General features: G+C 38.1%; 15 protein-coding genes. 12 read left to right on the top strand and 3 right to left on the bottom strand.

What is annotated here, in order from left to right; translation table 11 throughout:
• Positions 1 to 18 precede the first annotated feature (18 nt).
• From P8O16_RS13835 to P8O16_RS13810, 6 genes are all read left to right on the top strand, one after another.
• Positions 19 to 426 carry a DUF4332 domain-containing protein gene (locus P8O16_RS13835; protein ID WP_300316031.1) on the top strand — a complete coding sequence of 136 codons (408 nt, stop codon included), beginning with the start codon at positions 19 to 21 and terminating at the stop codon, positions 424 to 426.
• A gap of 88 nt (positions 427 to 514) precedes the next feature.
• A complete protein-coding gene (locus P8O16_RS13830) occupies positions 515 to 2,044 on the top strand; it encodes a helicase HerA-like domain-containing protein (protein WP_300316030.1) in 1,530 nt (509 codons plus the stop codon).
• Between the two features lie 21 nt (positions 2,045 to 2,065).
• The gene (locus P8O16_RS13825) at positions 2,066 to 3,280 is read left to right on the top strand and encodes an NAD(P)/FAD-dependent oxidoreductase (protein WP_300316029.1); all 1,215 of its coding nucleotides are present in this window, start codon (positions 2,066 to 2,068) and stop codon (positions 3,278 to 3,280) included.
• A complete protein-coding gene (locus P8O16_RS13820; RefSeq protein WP_300316028.1) occupies positions 3,277 to 3,624 on the top strand; it encodes a hypothetical protein in 348 nt (115 codons plus the stop codon). The genes P8O16_RS13825 and P8O16_RS13820 overlap by 4 nt, the downstream gene beginning before the upstream one ends.
• Positions 3,625 to 3,769: 145 nt before the next feature.
• Positions 3,770 to 4,729, top strand: a complete 960-nt coding sequence (locus P8O16_RS13815; RefSeq protein WP_300316027.1) for an alpha/beta fold hydrolase — start codon at positions 3,770 to 3,772, stop codon at positions 4,727 to 4,729.
• A gap of 56 nt (positions 4,730 to 4,785) precedes the next feature.
• Positions 4,786 to 6,303 carry an FMN-binding glutamate synthase family protein gene (locus P8O16_RS13810; protein WP_300316026.1) on the top strand — a complete coding sequence of 506 codons (1,518 nt, stop codon included), beginning with the start codon at positions 4,786 to 4,788 and terminating at the stop codon, positions 6,301 to 6,303.
• On the opposite strand, the gene lhgO is transcribed toward P8O16_RS13810, so the two are convergent.
• Positions 6,300 to 7,502: an L-2-hydroxyglutarate oxidase gene (gene lhgO, locus P8O16_RS13805; RefSeq protein WP_300316025.1), complete on the bottom strand. Its 1,203-nt coding sequence runs from the start codon at positions 7,500 to 7,502 to the stop codon at positions 6,300 to 6,302. The genes P8O16_RS13810 and lhgO overlap by 4 nt on opposite strands.
• A 165-nt stretch (positions 7,503 to 7,667) precedes the next feature.
• Between lhgO and P8O16_RS13800 the strand changes: the two genes are divergently transcribed.
• From P8O16_RS13800 to rplT, 6 genes are all read left to right on the top strand, one after another.
• Entirely contained in the window at positions 7,668 to 10,145 is a 2,478-nt protein-coding gene (locus P8O16_RS13800) for a DUF5686 and carboxypeptidase-like regulatory domain-containing protein (protein ID WP_300316024.1), read from the top strand.
• A gap of 38 nt (positions 10,146 to 10,183) precedes the next feature.
• Positions 10,184 to 11,404 (top strand): 6-bladed beta-propeller, encoded by a 1,221-nt coding sequence (locus P8O16_RS13795; RefSeq protein ID WP_300316023.1) that lies wholly within the window; start codon positions 10,184 to 10,186, stop codon positions 11,402 to 11,404.
• 109 nt (positions 11,405 to 11,513) lie between these two features.
• Positions 11,514 to 13,460, top strand: coding sequence for a threonine--tRNA ligase (gene thrS / locus P8O16_RS13790; protein ID WP_300316022.1), 1,947 nt, complete (start codon positions 11,514 to 11,516; stop codon positions 13,458 to 13,460).
• Between the two features lie 84 nt (positions 13,461 to 13,544).
• Positions 13,545 to 14,099, top strand: a complete 555-nt coding sequence (infC, locus tag P8O16_RS13785; RefSeq protein ID WP_300316021.1) for a translation initiation factor IF-3 — start codon at positions 13,545 to 13,547, stop codon at positions 14,097 to 14,099.
• Between the two features lie 26 nt (positions 14,100 to 14,125).
• Positions 14,126 to 14,320 (top strand): 50S ribosomal protein L35, encoded by a 195-nt coding sequence (gene rpmI, locus P8O16_RS13780; RefSeq protein WP_075352641.1) that lies wholly within the window; start codon positions 14,126 to 14,128, stop codon positions 14,318 to 14,320.
• A 102-nt stretch (positions 14,321 to 14,422) separates the two neighbouring features.
• Entirely contained in the window at positions 14,423 to 14,767 is a 345-nt protein-coding gene (rplT, locus tag P8O16_RS13775) for a 50S ribosomal protein L20 (RefSeq protein WP_075352640.1), read from the top strand.
• 50 nt (positions 14,768 to 14,817) lie between these two features.
• Here the strand turns inward: rplT and P8O16_RS13770 are convergent, their stop codons facing one another.
• Positions 14,818 to 16,146: an Nramp family divalent metal transporter gene (locus P8O16_RS13770; RefSeq protein WP_300316020.1), complete on the bottom strand. Its 1,329-nt coding sequence runs from the start codon at positions 16,144 to 16,146 to the stop codon at positions 14,818 to 14,820.
• A 179-nt stretch (positions 16,147 to 16,325) separates the two neighbouring features.
• Positions 16,326 to 16,915, bottom strand: a 590-nt coding sequence (locus tag P8O16_RS13765) for a GIY-YIG nuclease family protein (protein WP_300316019.1), incomplete at its 5' end; no start/stop codon positions are given.

Raw genomic sequence — 16,915 nt, 5'->3', positions numbered from 1 at the left:
ATAAACACCTAAAGAAACATGGCACAAGCAATTACAATGATCGAAGGAATTGGAGAAGTTTACAAAGGAAAACTTTCCGCTGCCGGAATATCAACCATCGAAGGTCTTCTTGAAAAAGGAGCTTCTAAATCAGGAAGAAAATCAATTGCTGAAGCTTCAGGAATAGATGAGGGTAAAATCTTGGATTGGGTAAATATGGCTGATCTATTTAGAATCAAAGGTGTTGCAAGTCAATTTGCAGAACTTTTGAAGGCAGCAGGAGTGGATACCGTGAAAGAATTAAGAAACCGAAATGCTGAGAACCTGCATGCGGCTTTGACAAAAACACAAGAGGAGAAAGGTCTTACAAAAGCAGTTCCTGCTTTGTCAAAGATTGAAGACTTCATAGCCCAGGCTAAAGAACTTGCTCCTATGGTGACATACTAATTAATTACAATACCTTTTTCATTTGAAAACCTTTTTGCTCTTGGCATCAAGGTTTTTTTTGTAGTTTAAATTTTTAAAGAAAAATGAAATGAGCAATACAGAAAAATTCATCTCTACCTTGGCTGATGGTCAGGTATATAAGAAGGACTTTATCATTTTGGGTACCGGAATCCTGGACGGAGAATCAATAAATGGAGCCCAAATTAAAATTCCACTTAAAACCCTTAACCGGCATGGTTTAATAGCTGGAGCTACAGGGACAGGAAAAACCAAAACACTTCAGGTGATTGCAGAACAGCTGTCCTTGAAGGGAATTCCTTCTGTTTTGATGGATTTGAAAGGTGATCTTTCGGGTCTGGCTAAACCTGGAACCGCAAATGATTTTATCAAAAAGCGATCTGAGGTCATTGGAGTGGATTATAATCCAATGGGATTGCCAGTTGAACTTATGTCAATTTCAAATGAGAAAGGAGTAAAGTTAAAAGCAACGGTTTCTGAGTTTGGACCGGTTCTTATTTCTCAAATTCTTGAATTGAACGATACCCAGCGTGGAGTAATTTCACTAATTTTTAGGTATTGTGATGTAAATCATCTTCCACTTCTTGATTTGAAAGACCTGAAACGTGTACTTCAGTTTATTACCAATGAGGGAAAAGAAGCGATTCAAAAGGAGTTTGGTCAAGTATCTTCTGCTTCTGTCAATACTATCATGAGAAAGATCATCGAATTGGAGCAGCAGGGAGCGGAAGAGTTTTTTGGGGAGAAATCCTTTGATGTCGAAGACTTTGTACGAACCGAAAATGGTAAAGGTGTGATTTCTGTCATTCGATTGACTGATATTCAAAATCGCCCAAAACTCTTTTCAACTTTTATGTTAAGTCTTTTATCAGAGATTTATGAGACTTTTCCGGAGCAGGGTGATGCTGATCAGCCAAAACTGTGTTTATTTATTGACGAAGCACATTTGGTCTTTTCGAATGCTTCTAATGATTTATTGGAAAAAATTGAGGCCATTGTAAAACTTATCAGATCAAAAGGAGTGGGGGTTTACTTCTGTACACAAACACCGACCGATGTGCCCGAGAATATTCTTGGTCAGCTTGGCCTGAAAGTTCAACATGCTTTAAGGGCTTTTACTGCAAAAGATCGAAAGGCAATTTCAAAAACTGCAGAAAACTATCCTGATTCACCTTTTTACAAGACTTCAGAGGTCCTTACGGCAATGGGTATCGGTGAGGCATTAGTGACAGCATTGAATGAAAAAGGTATTCCTACGCCTTTAGCGCACACTTTGGTGAGAGCTCCAATCACGCGAATGGATATTTTGGAAAATTCAGAGATCATAGATTTAGTATCCAATTCTAAATTGGTAGATAAATACAATCAAGACATAGACCGGGAGAGTGCATTTGAAATGCTTGAGAAAAAGATGATCCAAGTAGAAGAAGAGCAGCAAAAAGCCACTTTGCCCAAGCCATCTCTTCCCCGAACTAGAGTAAAAGAAGAAGAATCACTTATCGAGGAATTGAGCAAGAATACAATGGTAAGACAACTTGGAAGGACTATTTTCAGAGAGTTAACCCGCGGGATTTTAGGATCTTTTACAAGAAAACGTTAATAGTTGATTGCTCGGAAATCCATGAAAATAGCAATTATAGGAGGAGGTGCTGCAGGTTTTTTTGCTGCAATACATGCAAGTGGACCGGGGAGATCGGTGACCATATTCGAAAAAACTCCTAAAATATTGTCCAAAGTCAAGGTGTCGGGTGGTGGACGATGCAATGTCACTCATCAACCTATGGAAGTATCCAAGTTGATCAAAAATTATCCCAGAGGGGAAAAATTTCTTAAGAAAGTTTTCCCAAGATTCAACTCAAATGATACCATCGCTTGGTTTGAAAAGCGAGGGGTCAGCTTGAAGGTGGAGTCAGATGGGCGGATGTTTCCAACCACGGATGATTCCCAAACCATAATTGATTGTTTGGTGAAAGAAGCGAGTAAATTGAATATTCAAATTCTAAAATCTTGTGGAATTTCCGAAATCCTTCCTATCAGTCCTGGCTTCAAATTGACTACTAGTCAGGGTGAATTTACATTCGACAAGCTCATTATTGCTACTGGTGGCTTTCCAAAATCAGAGAGTTACTCTTTTCTTAAGATATTGAATCATAGTATCATTGAGCCTATTCCTTCACTTTTTACTTTCAATACACCCCAAGAGACTTTGAAAGAGTTGATGGGGATTTCTGTTCCAAATGGAATCGTCAAAATCGCAGGTACCAAACTAAGTTATCAAGGTCCGATATTGGTTACCCATTGGGGATTAAGTGGGCCTGCGGTTCTAAAGCTTTCAGCTTTTGGCGCCAAGTGGCTCCATGACCAACACTACCAGGCTACAGCTTTAATCAATTGGAATGGTGATTTGGGAGAGAAGGATTATGAAGAACATTTAAAGAGTTACAGCATTAATCACCCTAATCGGAAAGTTTTTTCTCATCCACTTTTTGAGATGCCATCCAGGCTTTGGGGGCATTTCTGTGAGAAGGCGGGAATAGAAAGTGTTCAAACTTTCAACAATCTTTCTAAAAAACAGCTGAATAAATTGATCCAAAATCTTTTTTGCTATACTTTGAGCATTCAAGGGAAAACCACATTTAAAGAGGAGTTTGTGACCGCAGGAGGAATTAAACTTGATGAAATAGACCCGAATACCATGGAAAGTAAATATCACCCGAATTTATATTTCTCTGGCGAAGTATTAGACATAGACGGTATCACTGGAGGTTTTAATTTTCAAGCAGCCTGGTCTACTGGATATCTTGCCGGAAAATCAACCCATATTTCTGATTTATGAAATTAATGTATCCTGAACTTAGGTCACTCATTTCTGGAATGTCTGATGGTGACGATGAGTTCGAAAATCAATTGACAACTGCAATTTACCAAGGGTTGATTGAGTTAAGGGAAAAATATCTTGAAGCTTCGATTACGAAGAATGAGGAAATTATTAAGCAAATCCGTCATAAACTCAAGCCAACGCTATCTATGTTTGGCTTCGATGATATCATTGCAGAGCTCCATAATGGAAAAGATATTTTAGATTCTAATGGCTTTGGTGTTGCTTTTGAAGACCACAAAGAGATCTTATTCTCTTTTTTGGAAGCTGCAATCTGTGAATCTCGATCGTTGATTAAATAAAAAAAGGAGTGCACTTTCAGCTCTATTTTTCAATCTTTAAAACCTATTAAGAAACTTTACTTTATTAAAAGTAAATTGTGTTTCTCTAGTGTATTTAAAGTAATTGTAATATTTCTTTAAAGCTTTCTTCCTCATATTCTGATTCATGCCTATTCTTAAATCAAACTATTCAGGACCACCTTTTTATCTTTTTAACGGTCATTTAGAGACTATTATTCCGAGTTTATTTAGAAAGGTAACGGGAGTGAGCTATCAGCGCGAAAAAATAAAAACCCCTGATGAAGATTTTCTCAATTTGGATTGGTCAAAAGTAGGGAGTGACAAACTGCTTGTTCTTTCGCATGGACTGGAGGGAGACTCGGGCCGGCATTATATCATGGGATTGGTGAAGCTTTTCAATCAAAATGGGATTGATGCCTTAGTTTGGAATAATCGAACATGCGGAGGAGAACTTAACCTGAAGCCAATTCTATATCATCACGGGGCTAGTTATGATCTCGATACGGTAATTGAGCATGTCTTTAGTACTTATGATTACAAATCAATTTATCTATCAGGCATTAGTATGGGAGGTGCTCAGACATTGAAATATCTGGGCGAAAAAGGGCTTGATCTTGATCCTAGAATCAAAAAAGCAGCTGTTTATTCTACCCCATGTAACCTTCCATCCAGTGCTGCCACGCTTAAGGAAAAACGGAATGTTTTTTATAAAAAGCGATTTTTGAGTAAGCTAAAGAAGAAAATGGCAGCTAAGGCTTTGCAATTTCCAGAGTTGATTGATTTGGAGATGCTGGAGAAAGTTGATGATTTTGACACATTTGATACCCTTTTCACAGCAAAGATCCATGGATTTAAAGATGCAGATGATTTCTATCAAAGTGTGAGTGCAGATAATTGGATGCCAGCAATTTCGATCCCAGCATTAATTATAAATGCTTTGAATGATCCACTTCTGGGACCTGCTTGCTATCCGGTTTCCTTGGCCGAAAGTAAGCCTGAAATTATTTTGGAAATGCCAAAATTTGGTGGTCATACAGGATTTGTAAATCGTTCTCAAGAATTTACCTGGGTCGAATACCGTATCCTCGATTTTCTGCTCAAATAGATTTGATTGTAATCAAATACTATATTGTGGCACTGTTCCCCTAAACAATTTCAATTATGAGAAAGCTTTTTTTTGACTCCCTTTTTTTACTTGGAATGCTCACTATTTTCCTAATGTGGTATTTCCAATTTATGAATTTCAATCTGGGGAAATTTGTACTTTGGATTCTAGCAGGGCTTTTTTTGGTAGGGATTTATGATGTGCTTCAAAAAAAACATGCAATTCTTAGGAATTTCCCTTTGGTTGGACACTTTAGATATATTTTAGAGTCGATAAGTCCTGAGATTCAACAATATTTTATAGAGAGTAATACTGATGGCAGATCTTTTAGTAGAAATCTAAGATCATTAGCTTATAGAAGAGCAAAAAATGTAAGTGACACACACCCATTTGGTACACAACGTGATTTAAATGGTGTTGACTATATGGCATTAAGACATTCTATATATGCTGTTTCACCGGATAAGACAGATGCCCGAGTGATGATTGGAGGTCATGCATGTTTGCATCCTTATGATGCATCTATTTTTAATATTTCTGCGATGAGCTTTGGATCATTGAGCTCTAATGCTATCAGGGCTCTTAATCTAGGAGCAAAAAAAGGCAGTTTTTATCATAATACAGGGGAAGGAGGAATTTCTTCTTATCACCGTCAGGGTGGGGATTTGGTCTGGCAGATAGGAACTGGATACTTTGGATGTAGAGATGAACATGGGGATTTTGACCCTGTTAAATTTGCTGAAAAGGCAAATTGGCCGGAAGTCAAAATGATTGAAATAAAGCTCTCACAAGGTGCAAAACCCGGTCATGGAGGAGTACTTCCAGGTGTCAAAAATACTGCTGAAATAGCAGAAATAAGAGGTGTAGTAAAAGGAACCACCATCCTTTCTCCTCCTTCTCATAGTGCCTTTAAGGATGAGAATGGGTTAATAGAATTTGTAGGAAAACTACGAGAGCTTTCAGGTGGAAAACCTATTGGATTTAAACTTTGTATAGGTAGGACAGAGGAGTTTAGTGCAATCTGTAAAGCCATGGTGTCTCATCAGATTTTTCCTGATTTTATCACTATAGATGGAGCAGAGGGAGGTACAGGTGCAGCGCCATTAGAATTTTCAGATAGTGTAGGATTACCTTTAGAGCCCTCTTTAATATTTGTAAGAGGAACTTTGGTCAAATTTGGAATAAGAGATAAAATCAAAATTATAGCCTCAGGAAAAGCGCTGAGTGCGTTTTCAATCTTAAAATACATCGCTCTCGGTGCAGATCTTTGTAATTCTGCGCGTGGGTTTATGTTCAGCTTAGGGTGCATTCAAGCCTTAAGATGTAATACCAATGATTGCCCAACAGGTGTGGCCACTCAAAGAGCTTCTTTGGCGAAAGGATTAGTGGTTACTGATAAATCGGAGCGTGTTTACAATTTCCACAAAAACACCATCCATGCCGTAAAGGAATTGCTGAGAGCATCAGGACATTGTCATACTTCCGAACTTACAATTCATGATTTGGTCAGAGGAGATGAAATGGTAACCTTGGCAAATCGATATTTTCCAGATTCTGTAAATACCCAAGTTTAATCAAATCGCGTGATTGCCAAATCTGCTACCGTTCCACCGATAGAAAGTGAACTTGTCGCAGCTGGTGAAGGAGCATTTAATACGTTGATAGCATTAGCGGTCTCCCGAATGGCAAAATCATCCAGTAAACCTCCAGTTCGGTCACATGCCTGAGCTCTAACGCCTGCTCCACCTTCAACGAGGTCAGATTCTTGGATCTCAGGGATCAACTCTTGAAGCGCTTTGGTAAATGCTGATTTGGAAAAGGATCGATATAATTCTCCAAATCCTGTCTGCCAATATTTTGCCGCTACTTTTTGGAATCCTGGCCAAGCTAATGTTTCTCCTAATTCGAAAAGATTGATCTGGGATTTTTTATAACCTTCTCGTCTAAAAGCTAAAACTGCATTAGGTCCTGCTTCTACACCACCTTTTTTCATTCTTGTGAAGTGAACGCCTAAAAATGGAAAATTGGGATCAGGGACTGGGTAAATCAAGTTTTTGACCAAATACTCGCGATCCGATTTCAACTTGTAATACTCTCCTCTGAATGGAATGATTTTTACATCGATTTTTTCTGATTCACTCATTTGAGCAATCTTATCGGAATACAATCCCGCACAATTAATTACGAGTTTAGATTTAAAAGTTTTATTTGAAGTTTCGATATAATTCAATCCTTCTTTTGTGCTTATTTTTAATACTTTATGATTTAAAAATATCTCTCCGCCTTGTTGAATTATTTTTCTACCATAAGCTAAAGCGACTTGGTAGTAATCGACTATTCCGGTTTGGGGGACATGAATCGCTGCTACTCCCGCACAGTGCGGTTCATATACTTTTAATTCCTCTAAAGTAATGTATCGGGTACCAGTCAATCCGTTTTGGAGTCCTCGTTCAAAAAGGGTCTTAAGCAAAGGCTTTTGTTCTTCCCTAGTGGCTACTACCACCTTTCCGGTTATCTCAAAAGGGATTTTTTCCTCCTGACAAAATTTTACCAACTCATGATACCCATTGATACAGTTAGTCGCTTTAAGGGAGCCTGGCTTGTAATATAATCCTGAATGAATGACACCACTGTTATTTCCTGTTTGATGTTTAGCAAGTTGATCCTCTTTTTCAAGGATAGCTATTTTCAGGTTAGGTCTTTTGGATTGGAGTTTGAGACCTGTTGCGAGTCCGACGATTCCTCCGCCGACAATTACAATATCGTAGCTCATGTTTTGAATTTAAATTCTTCAAATATACTAGTGATGGAATCAAAATCCTGAGATAATTGAGTTTCACTTTTTCTTAAAAATGATAAAATATATTGGTAGAGGGATAATTTCCTAGCAGATTGAATTTATTTTGCAGCGTTGTGTTTACTAACCAACCTTAAATTGATGATTCGAAGTTTTTTCACTTTTCTATTTTTCCTAATCAGTCTCACTGCGTCCGCCCAATTCAGCATCAAAGGAAAAGTGACAGACGCACAAACAGGAGATCCAATTCCTTTTGCTTCAGTATTACTTAAAGGAACTACGATTGGGATATCCACCGATTTTGAGGGGAATTATCAGATTGATTCCAAGGTGCTTTCCGATAGCATTATGGTGAGTTATTTGGGATATATTTCTGGTGTCAAGCCCTTGTCAAAAGATTCTAACCAGACGATTAATTTCCAATTAATTCCATCTGATTTCCAAATGGAAGCTTTTGTTTTTGAAGCTGGAGAGAATCCTGCTTTTGAAGTGATTCGAAGGGCAGTAGCAAGAAAAAATGACTTTGATAAAAGGAATTTAAGTGCTTACGAAACAAAGAATTATACAAAAATCGAAATTGACATCGATCATGTCTCAGAGGAATTTACTCAGCGGAAGACGGTACAAAAAGTCACTGCAGTTTTAGACTCCATAAAGCAGTTGACCAATGATGAAGGAGAGAAGATCCTTCCTGTTTTTTTCTCAGAAACCCTTTCTAAGTTTTATTTCCGCACAAATCCCGAACTTAAAAAGGAAATTGTCGAAAAATCAAAAGTCACAGGAGTGGGGATCACCGATGGTTCGACTACTTCGCAGATCACTGGCTCAGCTTTTCAGGAATATAACTTTTATAAAAACTGGTTGAATATTCTCGAAAAGGAATTTGTGTCCCCAATTGCTGATGGCTGGAAAGGGTTCTATGACTACGATCTGTTGGATTCAGTTTATGTTTCCGGAGACTCAGCCTATTTGTTGAAAGTATATCCACTTCGAGAGCAGGATCTGGCATTTTCTGGATTGATTTGGATTAATAAAGAAACATACGCTTTGAAGCAAGTGGATTTGGTGATTCCAAAAGAAGCTAACTTAAATTTTATAGAGCGTATCAAAATCCAACAGGAGCTGGTTCCTACCAGTGCAGGACCATTGATTGCTTCTAAAACTCGTGTGCAGATTAAAATAGGGCAGATTACTCCTAAAACAGCTGGTCTTTTGGCCAAATTCTATACCTCTGCGGATAGTATTAAAATCGTTGATCCGCAGCCGACTAATTTCTTTAATCAAGCAGTTGTGTTGAAACCGGATTTTAATGAAGCAAGCGAGGATTTTTGGAAAGTAAATCGACAAGATCCCTTGAGCTTAGAGGAGTTGGCAGTGCTGCAGATGGTCGATACGCTGAAAAAGATACCTGTGATTCGGTTTTACTCAGAAGGGTTAAAATTCTTTGCCACAGGCTATTTGCCTGTTCGGAAAATCGATATCGGACCTTGGCCTGGCTTTTTTAACTACAATAATATCGAAGGAGTCCGATTTGGAATGGGCTTTCGAACCAATTTGAAATTTAGTAATAAATGGCTTCTGGAAGGATACTTGGCATATGGATTCAAGGATGAAGAATTTAAATATACAGGTTCTATTACCCGGATTTTAGATAGAAACAGATGGACTACTATCTCCTTGAAGTCCCAAAAAGAAATTGATCAGGTGGGATTGGAAATTGAAAGTTTGGATGGGAACAGTATTTTTCTTGCGGCTAGCCGTTTTGGTACATTGAGAAGACCGTATTTCAGCACCAATCATCGACTAGATTTTCAACGTGAAATTTTCAAAGGATTCTTATTTACTACGGGTCTAAAATTAGCTGAATTTGATCCGCTATACGATTTCTATTATCTGGAAAAGGGCACGAATGAATACCAGTCAAAATTTCAAACCACCGAAATAAAAGCAGGTTTACGCTACGGGAGAGATGAAATCATTATTATAAATGATAATGAAAGAGTGTCATTTGGACCGTCGAGATGGCCGATTTTTGAAATGAATTTTAGCCGGGGCTTCCAAGGACTTGGAGGAGATATCGACTACACGAAATTGAGTTTTTACATGTATCAGCGCCTTAATATGGGGATGCTGGGTGTTTCCAGGTATGAATTGGATGCCGGAAAAATATTTGGAGAAGTGCCATATCCAATCTTAAAAAACCATCTGGGGAATGAGACTTTGTTTTACACCACGGCGGCATTCAATACGATGAACTTTAATGAATTTGCCTCTGATCAGTATTTAAGTTTACGATACAGACATTTCTTTGAAGGTTTTCTCTTGAATAAGATTCCAGTCATCAAAAAGCTGAAATGGAGAGCTGTTGCAAATGCTAATGTACTTTTTGGCAGTGTTAGTGATAAAAATATTGCCAATTCGCCAACTGTAGATCAGGTAGGGGATCCTCTGAAAACCTTTGGAAAATTAGACCCGACAAAACCTTACGTGGAGCTTGGCTATGGAGTGGAGAATATCTTTAAGTTTTTCCGAGTGGATTTCTTTCATCGGATGACCTATTTGGATACGCCTGATGCGAGACCTTTTTCAGTAAAGGTGAGTGCACAGATTATACTTTAATAGTTTCAATTTCTTAGTTTTTATTTTATTTTTAAGACATGAAGAAACTCAGGATTTACGTTTTTTTGCCCATCATTTTTCTTTCAATTTTTGCCTGTTCAAAATCTGAGAAATCGGATATAAATGCTACAAATGAAGGGCTAGAGATAATCAAAATAGATCTTTCTGAAGCTAGGGAAGGAAAGCTTTCCGAATTCTTTGAGCCCGAGATTGAATATATCTGGCTTAAGGATGATTCGGAGGATGCTCAACTTAGTGCTGGATTACATAAAATTATATTTCACGAAGACCAAATTATGGTTTTGGATATTTTCGGCTGTAGATGTATAAAAGTTTTTGATAGGAAGGGGAAATTTGTTTCGAAAATCAGAGCTTATGGAGAAGGTCCTAAAAAATATCTTGATTTTGACTACGCAATTATTGTCAACAATGAATTGTTGATGTTGGGGGTTCATCCTCCTAAATTAATGTGGTTTTCCTTGGAAGGAGAATTTTTGAGAGAAGTTAGTATGGAATCTCACATTGAGACTGGCGTTTATTTGGAAAAGGAAAAACGGTATTTGTTTTACTCTAACCCCAGAGACCCAGAAGACTATTTTGTAAAAAGTGTCAATGAATCATTTCTGGATACCTTGGGATTTTTTCCATATGATGCGGATACCTATTATGGAAATTATTCGGGTAGAGATAATTTAGTTGGGGAGGAGGCTATATATTTTGCAAGACCTTTTCATGACACAATCATGATATACGAATCAGGTAAATTCATACCTAAACTTGTTTTTGATTTCGGAAGCTATGCACAAAGCATTGAGGAGTTGAAAAGGAATAAAGAAACTTTAGATGGTCTTGAAGAACTGAAATTCATAAATAAAAAAGCCAAGCTGTATTTTGCTCCAATGGGTTGGTACATCTCGAATTCGCAGTTTTACTCAGGGTTTAAATATGAAGAGGGTTTTTTCAATGTTTTTTTTGATCGAGCCAAGCAAAAAACTCACGTATTAAAAGGGAGGATCAAGGACGATATAAACGAAGGTTTTGACCTGTATTCGGTAATTTATAGATTTGATCAGGAGAAAGTTGGTTGTAAAATACCAGGGAAAGATCTTTTTAAAATTTTGCAAAAAAAGAAAGCTGAACTTGGTCAGGATGGCTTTGAGGAATATGTGAAAGGAAAAGGTAAAAACTTTGCGGAAGCGGCCTTTGCTGCGAAAGATTCTGAAAACCCTGTTCTAATCGTTTATACCGTGAAGAAATGATGAATCTTTTCAGGATTACTTTCCTTTAAATTTTTTGATTGAAGGTGCTATTCGCATATTTGCACTTTAATCCAAATGCCTGTTTGTATGGGCTAGAATAATTACAATTATGTCAGAACACATTAAAATTACACTTCCGGACGGCACTGAGAAGGAGTATGAAAAAGGAACAACCGGACTACAGATTGCTGCCAGTATCAGCGAGGGTTTAGCCAGGAACGTTCTAGCCGCAAAAGTTAATGGTCAAGTTTGGGATGCAACCCGAGCTATTGATTCAGATTCTACACTTCAACTTTTAACTTGGAATGACCTAGAGGGAAAGAATACCTTTTGGCATTCTTCTGCTCACTTGCTTGCAGAAGCTTTGGAAGCACTCTATCCTGGGATTAAGTTTGGTATTGGTCCTCCGATCGAGACAGGTTTTTATTACGATGTTGATTTTGGAGATCACACGCTCGATGGCTCAGAGCTTGAGAAAATCGAACAGAAAATAATTGAATTAGCGAGAGCTAAAAATGAATACATCCGAAAGGAAATCTCAAAACCAGATGCCATAGCCTATTTTGAGGAGAAAGGTGACGAATACAAGCTTGATTTATTGGAAGGGCTGGAAGACGGCTCAATCACATTCTATGAGCAAGGTAATTTCACTGATTTATGTCGTGGACCACATATTCCAAATACTGGATTTATCAAAGCTGTTAAGCTTACGAATATTGCAGGAGCTTATTGGAGAGGGGATGAGAAGCGTAAGATGTTGACTCGTATTTACGGGGTGACTTTTCCAAAAGCGAAGGAATTACAGGATTATTTGACGCTAATTGAAGAAGCTAAAAAACGAGATCATAGAAAACTTGGAAGAGAATTAGAGCTATTTACTTTCTCGGAAAAAGTAGGGATGGGGCTTCCACTTTGGTTGCCTAAAGGAACATTGCTACGTGAGCGCTTGATTAATTTCATGAAAAAAGCGCAGGATAAGTCTGGCTATCAGCAAGTAACAACTCCTCATATCGGCAATAAAGCACTTTATGAGACTTCTGGTCATTATGAAAAATATGGCAAGGACTCTTTTCAACCTATTGCTACTCCGCACGAAGGGGAGGAGTTCCTATTGAAGCCGATGAACTGCCCACATCACTGTGAAATTTACAAGCATAAACCACATTCGTACAAAGAACTGCCAATCCGATATGCGGAATTCGGAACCGTCTATCGCTACGAGCAAAGTGGAGAATTGCACGGGTTAACTCGGGTAAGAGGTTTTACTCAGGATGATGCTCATATTTTCTGCCGACCGGATCAGGTGAAGGAAGAATTTATTAAAGTGATTGATTTGGTTCTTTATGTATTCAAAGCCTTGGGATTCGAGGATTATACTGCCCAGATTTCGCTGAGAGATCCTGAAAACCCTTCAAAGTATATAGGTTCGGATGAAGCTTGGGAGAAAGCTGAATCAGCAATTATTGAAGCTGCCGCAGAAAAGGGTTTAGTAACCGTTACGGAACTTGGGGAAGCTGCATTTTATGGACCAAAGCTAGACTTTATGGTTAAAGATGCTTTGGGTAGAAAATGGCAATTGGGAACAATACAAGTAGATTACAACCTCCCTGAACGATTCCAACTGGAATATATAGGTGCAGATAACCAAAAGCATAGACCGGTGATGATTCACCGTGCTCCATTTGGATCATTGGAGCGTTTTGTTGCAGTATTAATTGAGCATTGCGCAGGGAATTTTCCATTATGGCTGGCTCCTGAGCAGATTAATATTTTGCCTATCTCAGAAAAATATATTGCCTACGCAGAAGAAATCAAGGCAATTTTAGATGAGGCAGGGATCACGGGTTCCATTGATAATAGAGATGAGAAAATCGGGAGAAAAATCAGGGATTCAGAAGTCAAAAAAGTGCCTTTCATGCTAATAGTAGGTGAAAAGGAACAAGAAGAGCGAAAGCTTTCTGTGAGAAAGCATGGTGCTGGAGATCTAGGTAACTACTCTCCGGAAGAATTTATCACTTATTTTAACGGTATAATATCAGAATCATTAGGTAAGTAAAAATGAGAATATCGAATTTGACTTTTTCTAATAAGAAAAAATTCAGATATTTGCAGCCTATTTCATAAAACAATCAACGCAAACTTGAGAAACCAAAGACAACCCTATAGAGGTCGACAGGAAGAACCTTATAAAGTAAACCATAAAATCAGAGCTCGCGAAGTGAGATTAGTAGGAGATTTTGTAGAAGGCGGGAATGCCCTTCTACCTCTAGAACAAGCTATCAAACTCGCTCAGGAAAACGACTTAGATCTGGTTGAAATCTCTCCAAATGTGGATCCTCCAGTTTGTAAAATTCTTGACTATGCGAAGTTTAAATACGAGCAGAAAAAGAAGCAGAAGGAAATTAAATCCAACGCTGCAAAAATTGTTTTAAAGGAAATCCGATTCGGACCCAACACTGATGAGCATGACTTTAACTTCAAATTGAAGCATGCAATAAGTTTCTTAAAAGAAGGTGCAAAAGTAAAAGCTTACGTACACTTTGTTGGAAGAAGTATCGTGTTTAAGGAAAGAGGGGAGATGCTATTATTGAGATTCGCTCAGGCTCTTGCAGATTATGGAGCTGTAGAACAGCTTCCAAAATTGGAAGGTAAGCGGATGAATATCTTCATCGCTCCCAAAGCAGGTAAAAAATAAAGTTCAACTAATTTAAATACAGCAAAATGCCAAAAGTAAAAACCAAATCCAGTGCAAAGAAGAGGTTCGCTTTAACGGGAACCGGCAAGATCAAAAGGAAACACGCTTTCAAAAGCCACATTCTAACAAAAAAAGCCACCAAGAGAAAGCGTAACTTGACCAAAACAGGTCTAGTTCACGAGTCTGATGAGGGTAGAGTACGTGCAATGTTGAGAATCTGATTTTCCTCATTCACACAAATTAAATTAAGGTTCATTTATTCACCAGGTACGTTGGTTTTCAAGTTTTAGCAATAAACACCACGAATCAAAAATTAAAAAACTATGCCTAGATCGGTAAACGCGGTTGCGTCAAGAGCAAGAAGAAAAAAAGTGCTAAAAGCCACAAGAGGTTATTTCGGAAGAGGTAGCAACGTTTGGACAGTAGCCAAAAACAAGTACGAGAAAGGACTTCAGTACGCATACAGAGACAGAAAAGCAAAGAAAAGAGAATTCAGAGCTTTATGGATTCAGCGTATCAATGCAGGAGCTAGACAGCTTGGCATGTCTTATTCTCAACTAATGGGATTATTGAAGAAAGGTGAGATCGAACTTAACCGTAAGGTTTTGGCAGATCTAGCCATGAATCACCCTGAAGCATTCAAAGCTGTAGTTGAAAAAGTAAAATAAGGGCTGCACTGCCTTATTTTATGAAGCCTTCCTTCGGGAAGGCTTTTTTTTTAGAATATTTTTAAAATCCCATAGCCAGAGATTAAAGTAATTGAAATTACACTTAGCCAAAAAACAGCTTTTGAAAACATATTTGAATCAAGTTTTAGAGAATCATTTTTTAGTCTGAATTCAATCGCCGCATACACAATCACCAGAAGTAAAACAGAACCAATCACTCCTCCAATAAGTACCATGAAGGTGGGGAGTTTTAAAAATAAATAGGTGATAATCCAAAGCGTTGGAAATATCCAAGCCAGTATTTTGACATATTTATCTTTGTCTTTTTGGTTAGTGATTTCCCACCATTTTAATTGGACAAAAATATCAGGAAAAAGCCTAGACCAATACGCTAGCGTTGCAAATACACTTGAATAAAGGGCAATAAATGCCCCTATCAAGTAACCTAAACGAGCACCTGGCCCAAGAGATTTAGTGTAAATTGTTGCTAGGTATCCTATAAGATCATTTCCTTCTGGGACATGCTCGCTGCCATGAAGAATTGCAGCTCCCAACAAATAAAAGGCCGCAGTGACGATTGTGTAGCAAACCATTGCTACGAATGCGTCCAAATACATGACATTGATCCAGCCTTTTGCTCGGATTTTCCAAGATTCGCTACCATCATTTTCTCCGACAAAAGCTGCATATCCTTTTTCCTTGCACCAATAAGTATATGCTATGATTTCGTCGCTTGCCACACCAGTAATTCCAAAAGCTCCAATCGCAACAAAGAGGTATTCCTTTGGTAATTCAAAACTTAATCCCTTCAAAACATCTTCAAAAAAGAACTGGAAAGGAGTAAAAAAAACAGCAACAAGCGAAAGCAAAGTGAAAAAAGTAAACCCGAAAACCATCACAGCGGCAATTTTTTCAATCATTCCGTAATAATTTTTATAAATCAACAGACTCACACTTAACCCTAAGAATATCACAGTTAAGTTTAAAGGGAGCCATGGAAAAATCATTGTGAATGCAATTGCAGCTCCTCCAAGCATTCCGCCAAGCTGTAGAATCTTAAGGCTTGTCAATAAAAAGGTAACCCAAACAGACCAGTTTACTTTCCCCAAACGCGGACCTCTAAAATTGTTTAATTCAGCCATTATTGAGCTTTCAGAAACAATGGCATTTTTCCCAAATTCGAGTTGTATTCCAACCTTGATGATACAACTGACAAGTATCACCCAAAAAGTAATAAAGCCAGCTTCTGCACCGAGAATAGTAGTAGCTATTAATTCACCAGAACCAACAATTGAGGCCGATAGAATAAACCCAGGCCCCAAAAAACCAAACATCTTTCTAATAGTATTTGGTGGGTTTTGGATGTAATGATGGTTCATTTTTAGACATTAAATCTGTGGAAATATACCAAAATTGCCTAGAAACAGTTGGTCTATAAAACAAAAAAAGGCTTCCATTTCTGAAAGCCTCGATTAGCCCCGAAAGCTTTCGGGAGGAGATTTGAATTTACCTATCGGAGGTTGGCTGCCGTCCGCCGCGGCGGATAAGAATCCTGCGCTTAAGAATAATTTGGAAGGATATTTAATCTTAACCATTCTCTTCCTTTTCCTGACTTGAGTTCTTTTTCACGAATTAAAGCTTCTTTTTTAGTTTTAAAAAATTCAATGTGTACCACAATCCAAGGTCTGTATTTTAATGTATAACCCTTAGTAGATTTCATATTATGAAAGTGAAATCTAGTAATCAAATCCGAAGTCATTCCTGTATAAGTCTTGCCAGATGACTTTGAATAAAGAATATAGACTACAAAATCATTCATAACTATAAAAATAAAAAAAAGGCTTTCATTTCTGAAAGTCTTAATTAGCGAGCCAGAGATTTGAACTCCCGTCCGCCGCGGCGGATATGAATCCTGCGCTCTATTGATTGTATAAAACAAAAAAAGGCTTCCGTTTCCGAAAGCCTTGAGTAGCGAGCCAGAGATTTGAACTCCCGTCCGCCGAGGCGGATATGAATCCTGCGCTCTATTGATTGTATAAAACAAAAAAAAGGCTTCCGTTTCCAAAAGCCTTGAGTAGCGAGCCAGAGATTTGAACTCCCGTCCGCCGCGTCGGATATGAATCCTGCGCTCTATTGATTGTATAAAAC

The organism is Algoriphagus sp., from assembly GCF_029254265.1.
In the GTDB taxonomy this organism is placed as follows: Bacteria; Bacteroidota; Bacteroidia; order Cytophagales; family Cyclobacteriaceae; genus Algoriphagus.
Note: the sequence above shows the minus strand (reverse complement) of the source record. Positions and strands in the feature narration are given on the sequence as shown.

Excerpts from the sequence above, each read along its gene's own strand:
- rpmI (WP_075352641.1), top strand. The coding sequence starts at position 14,126 with ATGCCAAAAGTAAAAACCAAATCCAGTGCAAAGAAGAGGTTCGCTTTA.
- P8O16_RS13830 (WP_300316030.1), top strand. The coding sequence starts at position 515 with ATGAGCAATACAGAAAAATTCATCTCTACCTTGGCTGATGGTCAGGTA.
- P8O16_RS13815 (WP_300316027.1), top strand. The coding sequence starts at position 3,770 with ATGCCTATTCTTAAATCAAACTATTCAGGACCACCTTTTTATCTTTTT.
- thrS (WP_300316022.1), top strand. The coding sequence starts at position 11,514 with ATGTCAGAACACATTAAAATTACACTTCCGGACGGCACTGAGAAGGAG.
- P8O16_RS13835 (WP_300316031.1), top strand. The coding sequence starts at position 19 with ATGGCACAAGCAATTACAATGATCGAAGGAATTGGAGAAGTTTACAAA.
- P8O16_RS13820 (WP_300316028.1), top strand. The coding sequence starts at position 3,277 with ATGAAATTAATGTATCCTGAACTTAGGTCACTCATTTCTGGAATGTCT.
- P8O16_RS13795 (WP_300316023.1), top strand. The coding sequence starts at position 10,184 with ATGAAGAAACTCAGGATTTACGTTTTTTTGCCCATCATTTTTCTTTCA.
- P8O16_RS13800 (WP_300316024.1), top strand. The coding sequence starts at position 7,668 with ATGATTCGAAGTTTTTTCACTTTTCTATTTTTCCTAATCAGTCTCACT.
- P8O16_RS13825 (WP_300316029.1), top strand. The coding sequence starts at position 2,066 with ATGAAAATAGCAATTATAGGAGGAGGTGCTGCAGGTTTTTTTGCTGCA.
- P8O16_RS13810 (WP_300316026.1), top strand. The coding sequence starts at position 4,786 with ATGAGAAAGCTTTTTTTTGACTCCCTTTTTTTACTTGGAATGCTCACT.
- lhgO (WP_300316025.1), bottom strand. The coding sequence starts at position 7,502 with ATGAGCTACGATATTGTAATTGTCGGCGGAGGAATCGTCGGACTCGCA.
- P8O16_RS13770 (WP_300316020.1), bottom strand. The coding sequence starts at position 16,146 with ATGAACCATCATTACATCCAAAACCCACCAAATACTATTAGAAAGATG.
- rplT (WP_075352640.1), top strand. The coding sequence starts at position 14,423 with ATGCCTAGATCGGTAAACGCGGTTGCGTCAAGAGCAAGAAGAAAAAAA.